13 protein-coding genes and 1 riboswitch are annotated in these 14,661 nt (G+C 70.8%); of the genes, 10 read left to right on the top strand and 3 right to left on the bottom strand.

Annotation, left to right across the window (positions count from 1 at the left end; all coding sequences use genetic code 11):
- Window positions 1–121: 121 nt before the first annotated feature.
- The 3 genes from glyA to gcvT form a co-directional block, all read right to left on the bottom strand.
- Complete coding sequence (gene glyA, locus ACGFQ9_RS37920) at window positions 122–1,378, bottom strand: serine hydroxymethyltransferase (protein WP_393580419.1); 1,257 nt, start codon at window positions 1,376–1,378, stop codon at window positions 122–124.
- Between the two features lie 24 nt (window positions 1,379–1,402).
- Window positions 1,403–1,783 (bottom strand): glycine cleavage system protein GcvH, encoded by a 381-nt coding sequence (gene gcvH / locus ACGFQ9_RS37915; RefSeq protein WP_393580417.1) that lies wholly within the window; start codon window positions 1,781–1,783, stop codon window positions 1,403–1,405.
- A 79-nt stretch (window positions 1,784–1,862) separates the two neighbouring features.
- A complete protein-coding gene (gene gcvT / locus ACGFQ9_RS37910) occupies window positions 1,863–2,978 on the bottom strand; it encodes a glycine cleavage system aminomethyltransferase GcvT (protein WP_393580416.1) in 1,116 nt (371 codons plus the stop codon).
- Between the two features lie 208 nt (window positions 2,979–3,186).
- Window positions 3,187–3,289, bottom strand: a riboswitch (glycine riboswitch).
- A gap of 269 nt (window positions 3,290–3,558) precedes the next feature.
- Here gcvT and ACGFQ9_RS37905 point away from each other — a divergent pair.
- The 10 genes from ACGFQ9_RS37905 (at window position 3,559) to ACGFQ9_RS37860 (ending at window position 14,305) form a co-directional block, all read left to right on the top strand.
- Window positions 3,559–4,263: an AAA family ATPase gene (locus ACGFQ9_RS37905; RefSeq protein WP_393580414.1), complete on the top strand. Its 705-nt coding sequence runs from the start codon at window positions 3,559–3,561 to the stop codon at window positions 4,261–4,263.
- A 113-nt stretch (window positions 4,264–4,376) separates the two neighbouring features.
- A complete protein-coding gene (locus ACGFQ9_RS37900) occupies window positions 4,377–5,114 on the top strand; it encodes an enhanced serine sensitivity protein SseB (RefSeq protein WP_393580412.1) in 738 nt (245 codons plus the stop codon).
- A 63-nt stretch (window positions 5,115–5,177) separates the two neighbouring features.
- A complete protein-coding gene (locus ACGFQ9_RS37895; RefSeq protein ID WP_393580411.1) occupies window positions 5,178–5,918 on the top strand; it encodes an enhanced serine sensitivity protein SseB C-terminal domain-containing protein in 741 nt (246 codons plus the stop codon).
- Between the two features lie 510 nt (window positions 5,919–6,428).
- Window positions 6,429–7,424 (top strand): ABC transporter permease, encoded by a 996-nt coding sequence (locus tag ACGFQ9_RS37890; protein WP_393580409.1) that lies wholly within the window; start codon window positions 6,429–6,431, stop codon window positions 7,422–7,424.
- A gap of 24 nt (window positions 7,425–7,448) precedes the next feature.
- A complete protein-coding gene (locus ACGFQ9_RS37885; RefSeq protein WP_393580407.1) occupies window positions 7,449–9,230 on the top strand; it encodes an ABC transporter substrate-binding protein in 1,782 nt (593 codons plus the stop codon).
- A gap of 117 nt (window positions 9,231–9,347) precedes the next feature.
- Window positions 9,348–10,349, top strand: coding sequence for an ABC transporter permease (locus ACGFQ9_RS37880; protein WP_393580406.1), 1,002 nt, complete (start codon window positions 9,348–9,350; stop codon window positions 10,347–10,349).
- A 20-nt stretch (window positions 10,350–10,369) separates the two neighbouring features.
- Window positions 10,370–11,455: an ABC transporter ATP-binding protein gene (locus ACGFQ9_RS37875; RefSeq protein ID WP_393580462.1), complete on the top strand. Its 1,086-nt coding sequence runs from the start codon at window positions 10,370–10,372 to the stop codon at window positions 11,453–11,455.
- A complete protein-coding gene (locus ACGFQ9_RS37870) occupies window positions 11,452–12,579 on the top strand; it encodes an ABC transporter ATP-binding protein (protein WP_393580405.1) in 1,128 nt (375 codons plus the stop codon). Before ACGFQ9_RS37875 ends, ACGFQ9_RS37870 begins: the two co-directional genes overlap by 4 nt.
- Before the next feature lie 126 nt (window positions 12,580–12,705).
- Entirely contained in the window at window positions 12,706–13,362 is a 657-nt protein-coding gene (locus ACGFQ9_RS37865; protein ID WP_393580404.1) for a trimeric intracellular cation channel family protein, read from the top strand.
- 76 nt (window positions 13,363–13,438) lie between these two features.
- Window positions 13,439–14,305 carry a thioesterase family protein gene (locus ACGFQ9_RS37860; RefSeq protein WP_393580403.1) on the top strand — a complete coding sequence of 289 codons (867 nt, stop codon included), beginning with the start codon at window positions 13,439–13,441 and terminating at the stop codon, window positions 14,303–14,305.
- Window positions 14,306–14,661: the final 356 nt, after the last annotated feature.

Raw genomic sequence — 14,661 nt, 5'->3', positions numbered from 1 at the left:
CCCGCGCGTGACCCGTGCGGGTCCGCCCAGGGCCCTGCACGGCGCCGGCGTACGGCCGGCACGGGAAGGAAAAGGGCCCGGCCTGTGGAGAACAAGGCCGGGCCCCTGGAACCGACGCCTGTTACAGCGACGGGTACAGCGGGTGCTTCTCGGCCAGCGCGGTGACGCGGGCCCGCAGGGCCTGGACGTCGTACGTCGGCTTGAGGGCCTCGGCGATGATGTCGGCGACCTCGGTGAAGTCCTCGGCGCCGAAACCGCGGGTGGCCAGGGCCGGGGTGCCGATCCGCAGGCCCGAGGTGACCATCGGCGGCCGCGGGTCGTTCGGGATCGCGTTCCGGTTGACCGTGATGCCGACCTCGTGGAGGCGGTCCTCGGCCTGCTGGCCGTCCAGCTCGGAGTTGCGCAGGTCGACCAGGACCAGGTGCACGTCCGTGCCGCCGGTGAGCACGTCCACGCCCACGGCCTTCACGTCGTCCTGCACCAGGCGGGCGGCGAGGATCTTCGCGCCCTCCAGGGTGCGCTCCTGGCGCTCCTTGAACTCCTCCGAGGCGGCGACCTTGAAGGAGACCGCCTTGGCCGCGATCACGTGCTCCAGCGGACCGCCCTGCTGGCCGGGGAAGACCGCGGAGTTGATCTTCTTGGCGAGCTCGGCCGTCGACAGGATGACACCGCCGCGCGGACCGCCGAGGGTCTTGTGCGTGGTGGTGGTGACCACGTGGGCGTGCGGCACCGGGTTCGGGTGCAGGCCCGCGGCGACCAGGCCCGCGAAGTGGGCCATGTCGACCATCAGGTACGCGCCGACCTCGTCCGCGATCCGGCGGAAGGCGGCGAAGTCCAGCTGGCGCGGGTACGCGGACCAGCCGGCCACGATCAGCTGCGGCTTGGACTCCTTGGCCAGGCGCTCGACCTCGGCCATGTCGACCTGGCCGTCCTCGCCGACGTGGTACGGGACCACGTTGTAGAGCTTGCCGGAGAAGTTGATCTTCATGCCGTGGGTCAGGTGACCGCCGTGGGCCAGGTTCAGGCCCATGATCGTGTCACCCGGCTTGAGCAGCGCGAACATCGCGGCGGCGTTGGCCTGTGCGCCCGAGTGGGGCTGCACGTTCGCGTGCTCGGCGCCGAACAGCGCCTTGATCCGGTCGATGGCGATCTGCTCGACCACGTCGACGTGCTCGCAGCCGCCGTAGTAGCGGCGGCCCGGGTAGCCCTCGGCGTACTTGTTGGTGAGGACGGAACCCTGGGCCTCCATGACGGCGACCGGAGCGAAGTTCTCCGACGCGATCATTTCCAGGGTCGACTGCTGGCGCACGAGCTCGGCGTCGACGGCGGCGGCGACGTCCGGGTCAAGCTCGTGCAGAGGGGTGTTCAGTACAGACATCTCTATCCCTGGTGTGGTGGGAGGTCAGCCCGCGGTGAACGCGGTGTACTCGTCGGCGGACAGCAGGTCGTCCTCGCCGCCCGTGATCTTGACCTTGAACAGCCAGCCGCCCTCGAACGGGGCGGTGTTCACGAGCGCCGGGTCGTCCACGACGTCCTGGTTGGCCGCGGTGACCTCACCGGTCACCGGGGCGAACAGGTCGCTGACCGACTTGGTGGACTCCAGCTCGCCGCAGGTCTCGCCGGCGGTGATGGTGTCGCCCACCTCGGGGAGCTGGGCGAAGACGACGTCACCGAGGGCGTTGGCCGCGTACTCGGTGATGCCGACGGTGGCGACGCCGTCCGCGTCGACCTCCGTGACCCACTCGTGTTCCTTGGTGAAGCGCAGCTGCTGGGGGTTGCTCATGACCTGATTCTCCTGGATGAGGGGAGTGCTGATGAACGTTGGTCTTGAAACGTGAGACGGGTCCCGGAAGGGAACGGCGTCACTTCTGCCGCTTGTAGAAGGGCAGCGCGACGACCTCGTACGCCTCATGGGTACCTCGAATGTCCACACCGACGCCGGAGGTGCCGGGCGCGGCGTGCTCCGCGTCGACGTACGCCATCGCGATCGGCTTGCCCAGGGTGGGGGACGGGGCGCCCGAGGTGACCTCGCCGATCACCTGGCCGCCGGCGACCACCGCGAAGCCCGCGCGCGGCACGCGGCGGCCTTCCGCGATCAGGCCGACGAGCTTGCGCGGGGCCTTGGTCTCGGAGAGCTCGGCGGCGGCCTGCAGGGCCGAGCGGCCGACGAAGTCGCCCTCCTTCTCGAACTTCACGACCCGGCCCAGGCCCGCGTCGAACGGGGTCAGCGCGGTGGTCAGCTCGTGCCCGTAGAGCGGCATGCCCGCCTCCAGGCGCAGGGTGTCCCGGCAGGACAGGCCGCACGGGACCAGGCCGGCGTCCGCGCCCGCCTCGGTCAGCGCCTGCCACAGCGCCACGGCGTGCTCGGGCTTCACGAACAGCTCGAAGCCGTCCTCGCCGGTGTAGCCGGTGCGCGCGATCAGCGCGGGCACCCCGGCCACGGTGCCGGGCAGGCCCGCGTAGTACTTCAGGCCGTCCAGGTCGGCGTCGGTCAGCTGCTTGAGGATGCCGGGGGACTCCGGGCCCTGGACGGCGAGCAGCGCGTAGGCGTCGCGGTCGTCGCGGACCTCGGTGTCGAAGCCGGCGGCGCGCTCGGTCAGGGCGTCGAGCACGATCTGGGCGTTGGAGGCGTTGGCGACGACCATGTACTCGGTCTCGCCCAGGCGGTAGACGATCAGGTCGTCCAGGATTCCGCCGTCCTCCCGGCAGATGTGGGTGTAGCGGGCGCGGCCCACGCCGACCGTGGAGATGTTGCCCACCAGCGCGTAGTCCAGGGCCTTGACGGCCTCGGGGCCGGTGAGGGTGATCTCGCCCATGTGGGAGAGGTCGAACAGGCCCGCCTTGGTGCGGACGGCGTTGTGCTCGTCGCGCTCACTGGCGTACCGCAGGGGCATGTCCCAGCCCGCGAAGTCGGTCATGGTGGCACCGAGCTCACGGTGCAGCGCGTCGAGCGCGGTCAGACGGGGGGCATTGCTCATCGGTACGGCTCCCAGGTCCCAGGGCATCGGCATGACATGACGAGGACGATCCTCCCCATCTGTCATCGGAACCTGAGAGGTTCGCCGAGAGTCTCTGTCACGTACGGAACCGGATCGGTCACCCGTGGACCGGATCGCGTACGGGGTCGGGCTCGGCTTGCACCTTGGGTGGAACCGCGGCGGAGCGCGGCTCGCTTTTCAGATCTGCCTCATCCACGCGGTGCGGGGCCTGAGAGATTCAAGGGAGGTTCTTGCTCCTTCGGCGCCCGGCGCCCTCGAAGGGGCTGCCGGGACTCTCCCGCGCGGATTCAAGCGGCCGGTATGCAGTTGGGTGTCCAGTTGGCGCACATCATTGCACGGGATGCGGCCGGATGGGCGGCCGGGCCCGGAAGTGTGTGCGGGAGGCCACGTCCCGCGACCCCGCCCGCCGGGCTGCCCGACGGCCCTCCCGCGGTCTCGAAGGCCGGACGGGCCCGGCGGAACCGGAACCGCGGGATTACCGTCTCTTTACACTCAGTGGGAAAGGGTCCTGGGAACTCCTGGTGAATCCCGGTGACCCGATTCGGGGGAGGCGAGTGCGGTGCGGAGACTCGGACTGACGGCGACGGCGACGGCGGCGGCATCGGCGGCGGCGACGTCGGCCGCGGCGGCGGGCGTACCGGTGCAGCGCGGGGTCCCGGCGCGGGCGGCGGAGGGCACGGCCCCCGTGACCGCGGTCCGCGACCTGCGGGGCCGCGCCGCGGGCCCGTCCTGCCTGGGCTTCGCCGAGGGCGACATCGTGGTGGTGTCCGGGCTGCCCGGCGGCGGCAAGAGCACGCTGATCAAGCGGACGGTCGCGGAAGAGGACGCCGCCATCGACTCGCAGGACGTCCGCGAGCGCTGGGAGCACCGGATGCCGGCCGCCCTGCCCTACGGGCTGTACCGCCCGCTGGTCCGGATCGCGCACTACGCCGGCCTGGCCCGGGTCCTGCGCTCCGGCCGCTCCGTGGTGGTCCACGACTGCGGCACCCAGGCCTGGGTCCGCGGCCTGCTGGCCCGCGCGGCCCGGCGCCGGGGCCGCGACCTCCACCTGGTCCTGCTGGACGCAAGCCCGGCGGAGGCGCTGTCCGGGCAGGCGGCCCGGGGCCGGGGCGTCACGGCGTACGCCTTCGCCCGGCACCGGGGCGCCGTCGGCCGGCTGCTCGGCTCCGTCGCGGCCGGCCGGCTCCCGGCGGGCTGCGCCTCCGCGACCCTCCTGGACCGCGCCGCGGCCAACCGCCTCACCCGCATGGCCTTCCGCGGGTAGCCGGTCCCGCCGGCCCCGGCCCGGTGCGGGCACCTCCGCCGAGGTGTGGGCGATCGTGCCGCAGGGCGGTGCTCTAACCTCGGGCACGAACGCAGGAGCAGGGAGGCGCAGGGATGCAGGGGCAGGAGGGCGGCTGGCCCGCCAACGAGCTGGAGCAGGTGCTGGGGGCCGCGCTGGGCGACCCGGAGGCCGGGCCCCGCATTCTGGAGGTCCTCGCCCGGAGCAGTGTCTGGGTGCCCCTGCCGGCCGGCGGCGGGCCGGACAGCGCCAGCCTGCGGCTGCCCACCATGGACATCGGCGGAGCGGCCTACGTCCCCGTGTACTCCAGCGAGCAGCAGTTCCTCGCCTGCGCCGGCCCCGGCATGGACTTCGCCGTCGCCCCGGCAGCCGAGTTCGCCCGCGGCCTGCCCCCGCAGCTCGGCATCGCCCTGAACCCCGAGGGTGCCGTCGGCGTCCCGCTGCCGCCGCCCGCCGTCGCCGAGCTCTGCCGGGCCGGCCAGGTCCCGTACGGCGGCCCCAGCGGAGGCCGGGTCCGGCTGTTCGAGCCGGACTGGCAGGAGGACCCCGTCGACTTCCTCGCCGCCGCGGGGGAGGAGTTCCGGGCCACCGGCGTCGTCGCCTCCGCCCACCGCTGCCTCGCCAGCGTCGAGGGCGGAGCCCCCGAGCTCTACATCGGTGTCCGTCTGCTGGGACAGCGGCCCGAGGAGCGGGACGTCCCGCTCGACGCCCTGGCCCGCGCCCTGAACCGGGTCCAGCCGCCGTGGCCGGTACACCTGATCCTGCTCGACGCCACCGACGATCTGGTGGCCGAGCACATCCGCGAGCGCGTGCGCCCGTTCTATCTGCCCTAGGCACCCGTAAGCTGGTGGCCTTCCGGGCTGACGGGCGGACAAAGAGACGAAGAGGGGTACCGGGTGAGTGCGTCAGGCACGGCCGCGGCCGGGCGGGTCGAGCACATGCTGCGCCAGGTGGCCCCCGGGCGTTATGACAGCTATGAGTCACTGCTGCACGCGCTCGGCGAGGGCCGGCTGTGGATGCTGCTCTGGCAAGGGCAGCCCGGTTCCCCGGACGCCCAGTACGGCGGCATGGAGGTCGAGGGGCTCGGCTACGCGCCCTGTGTGACCTCCCCGCAGGAGCTCGCCGCGAGCGGCTGGAACCGCGCGTACGAGGTGGTCACCGGCCGGGACATCGCCCGCGCCCTCTACCCCGACCGCTGGGGCCTGTGGATCAACCCGCACGACCCGGGCGGCGGCCTCGGCATCCCCTGGGCCGACCTGCGCCGCGTGGCCACCGGCCTGGACCGGATGCCGGCCGGGCCGCTGCGGCTCTCGGAGCCCGCGCTGGAGCTGCCGCAGTTCTACGGGCTGCTGACCCAGCACGCGCACCGCACCCCCGCCGTCCGCTCGCTCCGCCGGGCCTGGGTGCAGCCGGCCCTCGGCCAGCCGTACCTCGCCGTCGGGCTCGACCTGTACGACGCCTCGCCCGCGGCACTGGAGTCGGTGCGCGAGATGATGCGCCAGTCGGTGACCGCCGTCCCCGAGGGCGTGCCGGTCTGCACGGTCGCGCTCGCCGACGAGCACGACCCGGTCGCGATGTGGCTGAGGGCCCAGGCGCGCCCCTTCTACGACCGCGAGGCGCAGGCGTCCGGCTACTGAGACATCCCGCGACCCCCTCCGGGGTGGTCCGCGCGCCGGCATCGGGCCGCACGGAACAGATCGTTCTGTGCGGCCTTTGTGTTGTCCGGATTTGGGCGGTCCTTGGGCCCAAATAACGCACAGCTGGCGACAGTTGGGCACGATGTCCACTTCCGTACCGAACGGACTGTGTTGCTCCGCTGAGACGGCAATGAAGTCCGGATAACGGGAACCCGACCCTCACATCACGGTTGCGCATCCATTCATCTGCGGGTCTGGCGGCTGGTCGACGGCCCGATGAAGACTCCCCCACCAAGAGCCGATCAGTCCTCCCAACCGAGGGGTCGGCGCGCGCAGTTCGCACGCGGCATCCGCAGCACCTACTGCACCACCGTTCGCCGTACCACTCGCAGCACTCTGCAGCAATCGCACTGCCCTGTACTCGCACTCACAGCGCCACTCCGCACCAACGCCGCCACAGCGGCGGGCATGGGCCGGCTCACCCGTCGGCCGAGAGGGGTCCCCACCACGATGACGGCACCACTGCATGACACGAGCGCGGAACAAGCACCCGCGGCCGTTGCCGTAGCCGACGTCCCAGCCAAGGCCATCGAAGGCCGCTCACCGGGCCGGATCGCCTGGATGCGGCTCAAGCGCGACAAGGTCGCACTGACCGGCGGCATCGTCGTGATCTTCCTGGTCCTGGTGGCGGTCTTCGCGCCGCAGATCGTGAGCCTGCTGGGCCACCCGCCCAACGAGTTCCACGAGGAGATGATCGACCCCGAGTTCGGCACCCCCATCGGCTCCTTCGGGGGCATGAGCTCGGACTACCTGCTGGGCGTGGAGCCGGTCAACGGCCGCGACATCTTCAGCCGGATCGTCTACGGCGCGCGCATCTCCCTGACCGTGGCCTTCCTGGCCGCCTTCGTCTCGGTGATCATCGGCAGCCTGCTGGGCGCCCTCGCGGGCTTCCTCGGTGGCTGGGTCGACGCACTGATCAGCCGGGTGATGGACCTGCTGCTGGCCTTCCCGCAGCTGCTCTTCACCATCGCCCTGGTCTCCGTTGTCCCCAACTCCGTCTGGGGCTTCGAGGGCACCGGCGTCCGGATGGGCGTCCTGGTCATCGTCATCGGCTTCTTCGGCTGGCCGTACATCGGGCGCATCGTCCGAGGCCAGACCATCTCGATGCGCGAGCGCGAGTACGTCGAGGCCGCCCGCAGCCTCGGCGCCGGACGGGGCTACATCCTGATCAAGGAGCTGCTGCCCAACCTGGTCGCGCCGATCCTCGTCTACACCACGCTGATCATCCCGACCAACATCCTGACGGAGGCGGCCCTCAGCTTCCTCGGTGCCGGCGTCAAGCCTCCCACCGCGTCGTGGGGAAAGATGCTGTCCGACGCCGTCCCCATTTACCAGGACGCCCCCATGTTCATGGTCGTCCCCGGTCTCGCGATCTTCATCACCGTCCTGGCGTTCAACCTCTTCGGGGACGGGCTGCGTGACGCACTCGACCCCAAGGGCAGCTGAACCGCTTCAACGATTCACCCACTCATGGAGGTTGGACCCATCGTGATCCGCAGAAAGCAGGCACTCGCGATCACCGCAGTGATCGCCGCTCTGTCGCTGACCGCCGCGTGCGGTGGCGACGGCGATGACACCAAGGCCGACAAGGGCGGCGCCTCCGGTGCCGCCTTCGACGCCGCGACCAAGGGCGTCGTGAACGCGTCCGACAAGAAGGGCGGCGAGCTCAAGCTCTGGTCGCCGCAGGACGTCGACTACCTCGACCCGGCGCGTGCCTACTACGGCTTCGTGTGGAACATGCAGCGCCTGTACGTGCGCCAGCTGCTCGCGTACGACAGCAAGCCCGGCAAGGACGGCACCAAGCTGGTCCCGGACCTCGCGCAGTCGCTGCCCGAGATCAGCAACGACGGCAAGACCTACACGCTGAAGCTCAAGGACGGCGTGAAGTTCGAGGACGGCACGCCGATCACCTCGAAGGACATCAAGTACGGCATCGAGCGCGTCTTCGCGCAGGACGTGCTGTCCGGCGGTCCGACGTACCTGATCGACGTCCTCGACCAGGGCCAGAAGTACCCCGGCCCGTACAAGGACACCGACCCGAACAAGATGGGTCTGAAGTCGGTCCAGACGCCGGACGACAAGACCATCGTCTTCAACCTTGCGTCCGCAAACTCGGACTTCAGCTACCTGCTGGCCATGCCGTCCTCCTCGCCGGTCCCGGCGGCCAAGGACACCGGCGCCAAGTACACCAACCAGCCGGTCTCCACCGGCCCGTACAAGGTCGAGAGCTTCACCGCCGGCAAGGGCGCGACCCTGGTCCGCAACGAGCACTGGGACCCGAAGACCGACACGATCCGCAAGGGTCTGCCGGACAAGGTCTCCTTCACGGTGACCACCAACGCCGAGGACATGGACCAGCGCCTGCTCAACGGCGACATCGACCTCGCGGTCGACGGCACCGGTCTGCTCACCGCGGCGAAGAACAAGGTCCTCAAGGACGAGAAGCTCAAGCAGCACGCGGACAACCCGTTCACGGGCTACATCCGCTACATGGTCTTCCCGCAGACCGTGGCGCCGTTCGACAACATCGAGTGCCGCAAGGCCGTCATCTACGCGGCCGACCCGAAGTCCCTGCAGACCGCCCGTGGCGGCCCGACCTCCGGTGACCTCGGCGCGAACATGCTGCCGCCCGGCATCCCCGGCTCCGACAAGTCCTACGACCCGTGGGGCCTGACCAAGGGCGAGCCGCAGACCGACAAGGCCAAGGAGGCCCTGAAGGCGTGCGGCAAGCCTGACGGCTTCGAGACCACCATCGCGGTCCGCAACAACCGTGCCGCCGAGGTCAAGACCGCCGAGTCCCTGCAGGCCGCGCTCGACAAGGTCGGCATCAAGGCCAAGATCGACCAGTACGACGGCAAGCTCTCCTCCTCCACGATCGGCTCGCCCGAGAACGTGAAGAAGAAGGGCTACGGCATCATCGTCATGGGCTGGGGCGCCGACTACAACTCCGGCGCGGGCTTCCTGCAGCCGCTGGTCGACGGCTCCTTCATCCTGCCGAACGGCAACAACAACTACTCCGAGATCAACGACCCGGAGATCAACAAGCTGTTCGACGACGCCGCTGCCGCCAAGACCCCCGAAGAGGCCGCGCCGTTCTACACGGACATCAACAAGAAGGTGATGGAGAAGGCCCTGTACCTGCCCATCAACTTCGACAAGGCCTTCGTCTACCACAACCCGCGTCTGACGAACGTCTACTTCAACGAGTCCCTGGGCAAGATCGACCTCGCCACCGTGGGCGTCGTCAAGTAACAGTCAGGCACGTGCCTTCACCGCACATGCGCTAGTCCGAAGGGCAGGTGAAGGCCGCAGGCGGCGGCTGCCGTCCCCACAAGGGGCGGCGGCCGCCGGCCCTGGCGGCCGACTGCAGTGCTCGTCTACCTCATCCGGCGACTCTTCAACGTCGTCGCCACGCTGCTGGTGGTCTCCGTGGTCACCTTCGGCATCTTCTTCGCGGTGCCGAAGATCACCGGGTCCGATCCCGCGCTGATGTACGCCGGCCGCGAGACCAATGAGACCGCCCTGGCGGGCATCCGCGTGAAGATGGGCTTCGACAAGCCCATCTCCGAGCAGTACTTGCTCTTCGTGAAGGGCATCGTCGCAGGCCGGGACTACGACAACGGCGTCGACACGACGCACTGCCCGGCCCCCTGCTTCGGCTACTCGTTCAAGAGCGAGACGCCGGTGTGGGACATGATGCTGGACCGTATCCCGGTCACCGTCTCGCTCGCCCTGGGCGCGGCCGTGATCTGGGTCCTCGCGGGAGTCATGACCGGCGTCATCTCGGCACTCAAACGCCGGACGGCGATCGACCGGACAGTGATGGTCGGCGCCCTGGCCGGTGTCTCGCTGCCGATCTTCTTCACCGGCATGCTCGCCCCGGCGGTCCTCGTCTACGGCCTGGGCTGGCTGGACGTCTCCAACTACCGGCCGCTCACCGAAGACCCGGCAGCCTGGCTCAACAGCATGATCCTCCCCTGGGTCACCCTGGCCTTCCTCTTCGCCGCCACCTACGCCCGCATCACCCGCGCCACGATGCTGGAGGTGCTCGGCGAGGACTACATCCGCACGGCCCGCGCCAAGGGGCTCACCGAGCGGGTGGTCATCCGCAAGCACGCCCTGCGCTCCACCCTCACCCCGCTCGTCACCATGTTCGGCCTGGACTTCGGCGGACTCCTCGGCGGCGCCGTCCTCACCGAGACCACCTTCAACTTCCAGGGCCTGGGCACGGCGGCAGTCGGCGCGATCAGGGACGGCGACCTGCCCGTGATCATGGGTGTCACCCTGCTCGCGGCGCTCTTCGTCGTGATGGCGAACCTGATCGTGGACATGCTGTACGCCGTCATCGACCCGCGCGTGAGGCTGACGTGACCGAGAACCGCACCACCCCCCTGATCCCGGAGCAGTCGGGGCCCCGCAGTGAGACCGGCGGCGAGACCCGGGAGGCCTTCCTCTCCGTCCGCGACCTCAAGGTCCACTTCCCGACCGACGACGGCCTGGTCAAGTCCGTCGACGGGCTCTCCTTCGACCTGGAGCGCGGGAAGACCCTCGGCATCGTCGGCGAGTCCGGCTCCGGCAAGTCGGTGACCTCGCTGGCCCTCATGGGTCTGCACCGCACCGGCAACGCGCGCAGCCGCCCCACCATCGGCGGCGAGGTCTGGCTCGACGGCGAGGAGCTGCTCCGCGCCGACGCCGACGAGGTACGCCGGCTGCGCGGCCGCAAGATGGCGATGGTCTTCCAGGACCCGCTGAGCGCCATGCACCCGTACTACACGGTCGGGCACCAGATCATCGAGGCGTACCGGACGCACCACGACGTCGACAAGAAGACCGCGAAGAAGCGGGCGGTCGAGATGCTCGACCGCGTCGGCATCCCCGAGCCGGGCCAGCGCGTCGACGCCTACCCGCACGAGTTCTCCGGCGGCATGCGCCAGCGCGCGATGATCGCGATGGCCCTGGTCAACAACCCCGAGTTGCTGATCGCGGACGAGCCGACCACCGCCCTGGACGTCACCGTCCAGGCGCAGATCCTGGACCTGATCCGGGACCTGCAGAAGGAGTTCGGCTCCGCCGTCATCATGATCACGCACGATCTCGGGGTGGTCGCCGAGATGGCCGACGACATCCTGGTGATGTACGGCGGCCGGTGCGTGGAGCGCGGTTCCGCCGAGAAGGTGTTCTACGAGCCCAAGCACCCCTACACCTGGGGCCTGCTCGGCTCGATGCCGCGCATCGACCGCGACCAGACCGAGCGCCTGATCCCGGTGAAGGGCTCCCCGCCCAGCCTGATCAACATCCCGAGCGGCTGCGCCTTCAACCCGCGCTGCCCGTACGCCGACGTACCGAAGGACAACCTGACCCGGACGGTGCGTCCGGAGCTGGTGACCCCGGACGGCGACCGGCACTGGTCCGCCTGCCACATGTCGCAGGAGGAGCGGACCCGGATCTGGACCGAAGAGATTGCGCCGAAGCTGTGACCGACATCAAGAAGACGGGCGCCGACGCCGAGCAGAGCGGCGCCGCGACGCTTCCCGCACAGTCCGCGGCCTCCCCGGAACCCCTGCTCAAGGTGACCGGCCTGGTCAAGCACTTCCCCATCAGCAAGGGGCTGCTGCGCCGCCAGGTGGGCGCCGTCAAGGCCGTCGACGGCATCGACTTCGACGTCCGCCGCGGTGAGACCCTCGGCGTGGTCGGCGAGTCCGGCTGCGGCAAGTCGACGATGGGCCGGCTGATCACGCGGCTGCTGGAGCCCACGGGCGGAAAGATCGAGTTCGAGGGCAGGGACATCACGCACCTCGGCGTCTCGGGCATGCGCCCGCTCCGCCGCGACGTACAGATGATCTTCCAGGACCCGTACGGCTCGCTGAACCCGCGCCACACCGTCGGCGCGATCGTCTCGGCCCCGTTCAAGCTCCAGGGGGTCACCCCGGAGGGCGGGGTCAAGGCGGAGGTCCAGCGGCTGCTGTCCCTGGTGGGCCTGAACCCGGAGCACTACAACCGCTACCCGCACGAGTTCTCCGGCGGCCAGCGCCAGCGCATCGGCATCGCCCGCGCGCTCGCGCTCAAGCCGAAGCTGGTCGTCGCGGACGAGCCGGTGTCCGCGCTGGACGTGTCGATCCAGGCCCAGGTGGTCAACCTGCTGGACGACCTCCAGGAGGAGCTGGGCCTCACCTACGTGATCATCGCCCACGACCTCTCGGTCATCCGGCACGTCTCGGACCGCATCGCGGTCATGTACCTGGGCAAGATCGTGGAGCTGGCGGACCGCAGCTCGCTCTACGAGTCCCCGATGCACCCGTACACCAACGCCCTGCTGTCGGCGGTCCCGGTCCCGGACCCCCGCCGGCGCGGGGCGAAGAGCGGCCGGATCCTGCTGAAGGGCGACGTGCCCTCGCCGATCGCCCCGCCGAGCGGCTGCCGCTTCCACACGCGCTGCTGGAAGGCGACGCAGATCTGCAAGACGCAGGAGCCCCCGCTGCTGGCGCTGAAGACCGGTCACCAGGTGGCCTGCCACCACCCGGAGAACGGCCCGGACCAGGCGCCGGGCGACGCGGCCCTCCCGGAGGCGGCGGAGGCTCCGGCCCCGTCTCCCTCGGCCTGACGCCGTACGCAACGCACCGCACCGACCGCGCGGCGGGGCGGGTGGACCAGCCACCCGCCCCGCCGCGCGGGCGTGTGCGGAGGCCCGCATTCCAGGGCCGGGCCCCGACCGGGACACAATGGGCCGGTGCTTCACGATCTCTTCCCGCCCGGCATCCAGCACGCCCTGGACCTCGCGGGCATCTTCGTCTTCGCCACCGCCGGCGCCCTGCTCGCCGTACGCAAGAACTTCGACGTCTTCGGCATCGCGGTCCTCGCGCTGGTGACGGCGCTCGGCGGCGGCCTCTTCCGCGACCTCGTCATCGGAGCCGTCCCGCCGGCCGCCTTCGGCGAGCTCAGCTTCTTCGTCACCCCGCTGATCGCCGCGGCGATCGTCTTCTTCCTGCACCCCGAGGTCCAGCGGATCAACCGGGCCATCAACGTCTTCGACGCGGCGGGTCTCGGGCTGTTCTGCGTGACCGGCACGACCAAGGCGTACGAGTACGGACTCGGGCTGACCGCCTCGGCGGCCCTGGGTGTGGCCACGGCCGTCGGCGGCGGTGTGCTGCGCGACGTGCTCGCCAACGAGGTGCCCTCGCTGCTCCGCGACCGCGAGATGTACGCCGTGCCGGCCCTGGTCGGCGCCACCATGGTCGCGCTGTTCATCGCCTTCGACGCGCTCGACACCATGACCACGGCCATCGCCGTGATCACCACCTTCGTCCTGCGGCTGGGCGCGATGCGGCTGCACTGGAAGGCCCCGCTGGCCTGGAACCGCCGCTCGTCGGTGAAGGAGGAGCCGTAGAAGGGGAAGCCGCGGGGGCCGGGGCCGGGCCCTCAAAAAGCTACCGCTTAGTAATAGAACGGTGTACGGTCGCTCCATGACGCACGCAGCGGCCGACACCAGCACCTCGGCACCCATCGGTGACAGCGAATTCGACCGCGACACCGCGGTCACTCCGCGCGCGGACCAGCCCGGGGTGTACGACGCCGAACTCTCCGCCGGCTGGACGATCATCAGCGCCGTGAACGGCGGCTACCTGCTCGCCCTCGTCGGCCGTGCGCTCTCCGCGGCCCTGCCGCACCCCGACCCCTTCACCGTCTCCGCGCACTACCTGAGCGCCTCGGTGCCGGGCCCGGCGGTGATCCGCACCGAGGTCGTCCGGTCCGGCCGCACCCTCTCCACCGGCCAGGCCAGCCTGCTGCAGTACGACCCGGAGACGGGCGCGGAGATCGAACGCATCCGGGTCCTCGCCTCCTACGGCGACCTGGACGCCCTGCCCGACGACGTCCGCACCACCGCGCTGCCGCCGGCCATCCCCGCGTACGAGCACTGCCTCGGCGCCGAGGCCGGCCCGGCGCCCATCCCGGGCAGCACCGCCATCGTGGACCGGCTCCGCCTCCGCCTGGACCCGGCGACCGCGGGCTGGGCCGTCGGAGCCCCCTCCGGCAAGGGCGACATGCGCGCGTGGTTCGAACTCGCCGACGGCCGCGACGCCGACCCGCTGTCCCTCCTCCTCGCCGTCGACGCCCTGCCGCCGACCGCCTTCGACCTCGGCCTGGTCGGCTGGGCCCCGACGGTCGAACTCACCACCCACATCCGCCGCCGCCCGGCCCCCGGCCCGCTCCGCGTCTCCATCACCACGCGGAACCTGGCCGGTGGCTTCCTGGAGGAGGACGCGGAGATCTGGGACTCGGCAGACCACCTGGTGGCCCAGTCCCGCCAACTGGCCCGCGCCCCCCGCTGACCGCTCCGTGAAAGCTGCGGGCGCGGCTCCGCGGAAGGTGTGGGCAGGCGTTCCGCAGGGCGATGGGGGTGCCCCCTGCTCGAGCGAAGTCGAGAGCTTGGGGGAGGGTGGGCACACCGGAACGCCGCTCCGCAGGCAACGCTCCCGCCCCACCGAAGCGATGGCTGGCTTGGCCGCAGCCGCTGCCCCGGGGCGGGGCTCCGCCCGACCCGGCACCACCCGGAGCGGAGCTCCGCCCGGACGGGGTCCGACCCGTGAGCGGGGTCGGGGTGCAGGCACACGCTGCGCGTCCGGCGCGGGCCGGTGTGCCGTGTGCCCACCCGTGCCGCCCTGCGGCACGCCTGCCCACACGGCGG

It is taken from the genome of Streptomyces sp. NPDC048603 (assembly GCF_043199475.1).
Taxonomy (GTDB): Bacteria; Actinomycetota; Actinomycetes; order Streptomycetales; family Streptomycetaceae; genus Streptomyces.
The sequence above is the reverse complement of the archived record's forward strand: the minus strand, read 5'-3'. Positions and strand labels throughout refer to the sequence as shown.

Coding starts and splice junctions, on each gene's coding strand:
- gcvH (WP_393580417.1), bottom strand. CDS start 1,783: ATGAGCAACCCCCAGCAGCTGCGCTTCACCAAGGAACACGAGTGGGTC.
- ACGFQ9_RS37860 (WP_393580403.1), top strand. CDS start 13,439: ATGACGCACGCAGCGGCCGACACCAGCACCTCGGCACCCATCGGTGAC.
- ACGFQ9_RS37885 (WP_393580407.1), top strand. CDS start 7,449: ATGGAGGTTGGACCCATCGTGATCCGCAGAAAGCAGGCACTCGCGATC.
- glyA (WP_393580419.1), bottom strand. CDS start 1,378: ATGTCTGTACTGAACACCCCTCTGCACGAGCTTGACCCGGACGTCGCC.
- ACGFQ9_RS37900 (WP_393580412.1), top strand. CDS start 4,377: ATGCAGGGGCAGGAGGGCGGCTGGCCCGCCAACGAGCTGGAGCAGGTG.
- ACGFQ9_RS37890 (WP_393580409.1), top strand. CDS start 6,429: ATGACGGCACCACTGCATGACACGAGCGCGGAACAAGCACCCGCGGCC.
- gcvT (WP_393580416.1), bottom strand. CDS start 2,978: ATGAGCAATGCCCCCCGTCTGACCGCGCTCGACGCGCTGCACCGTGAG.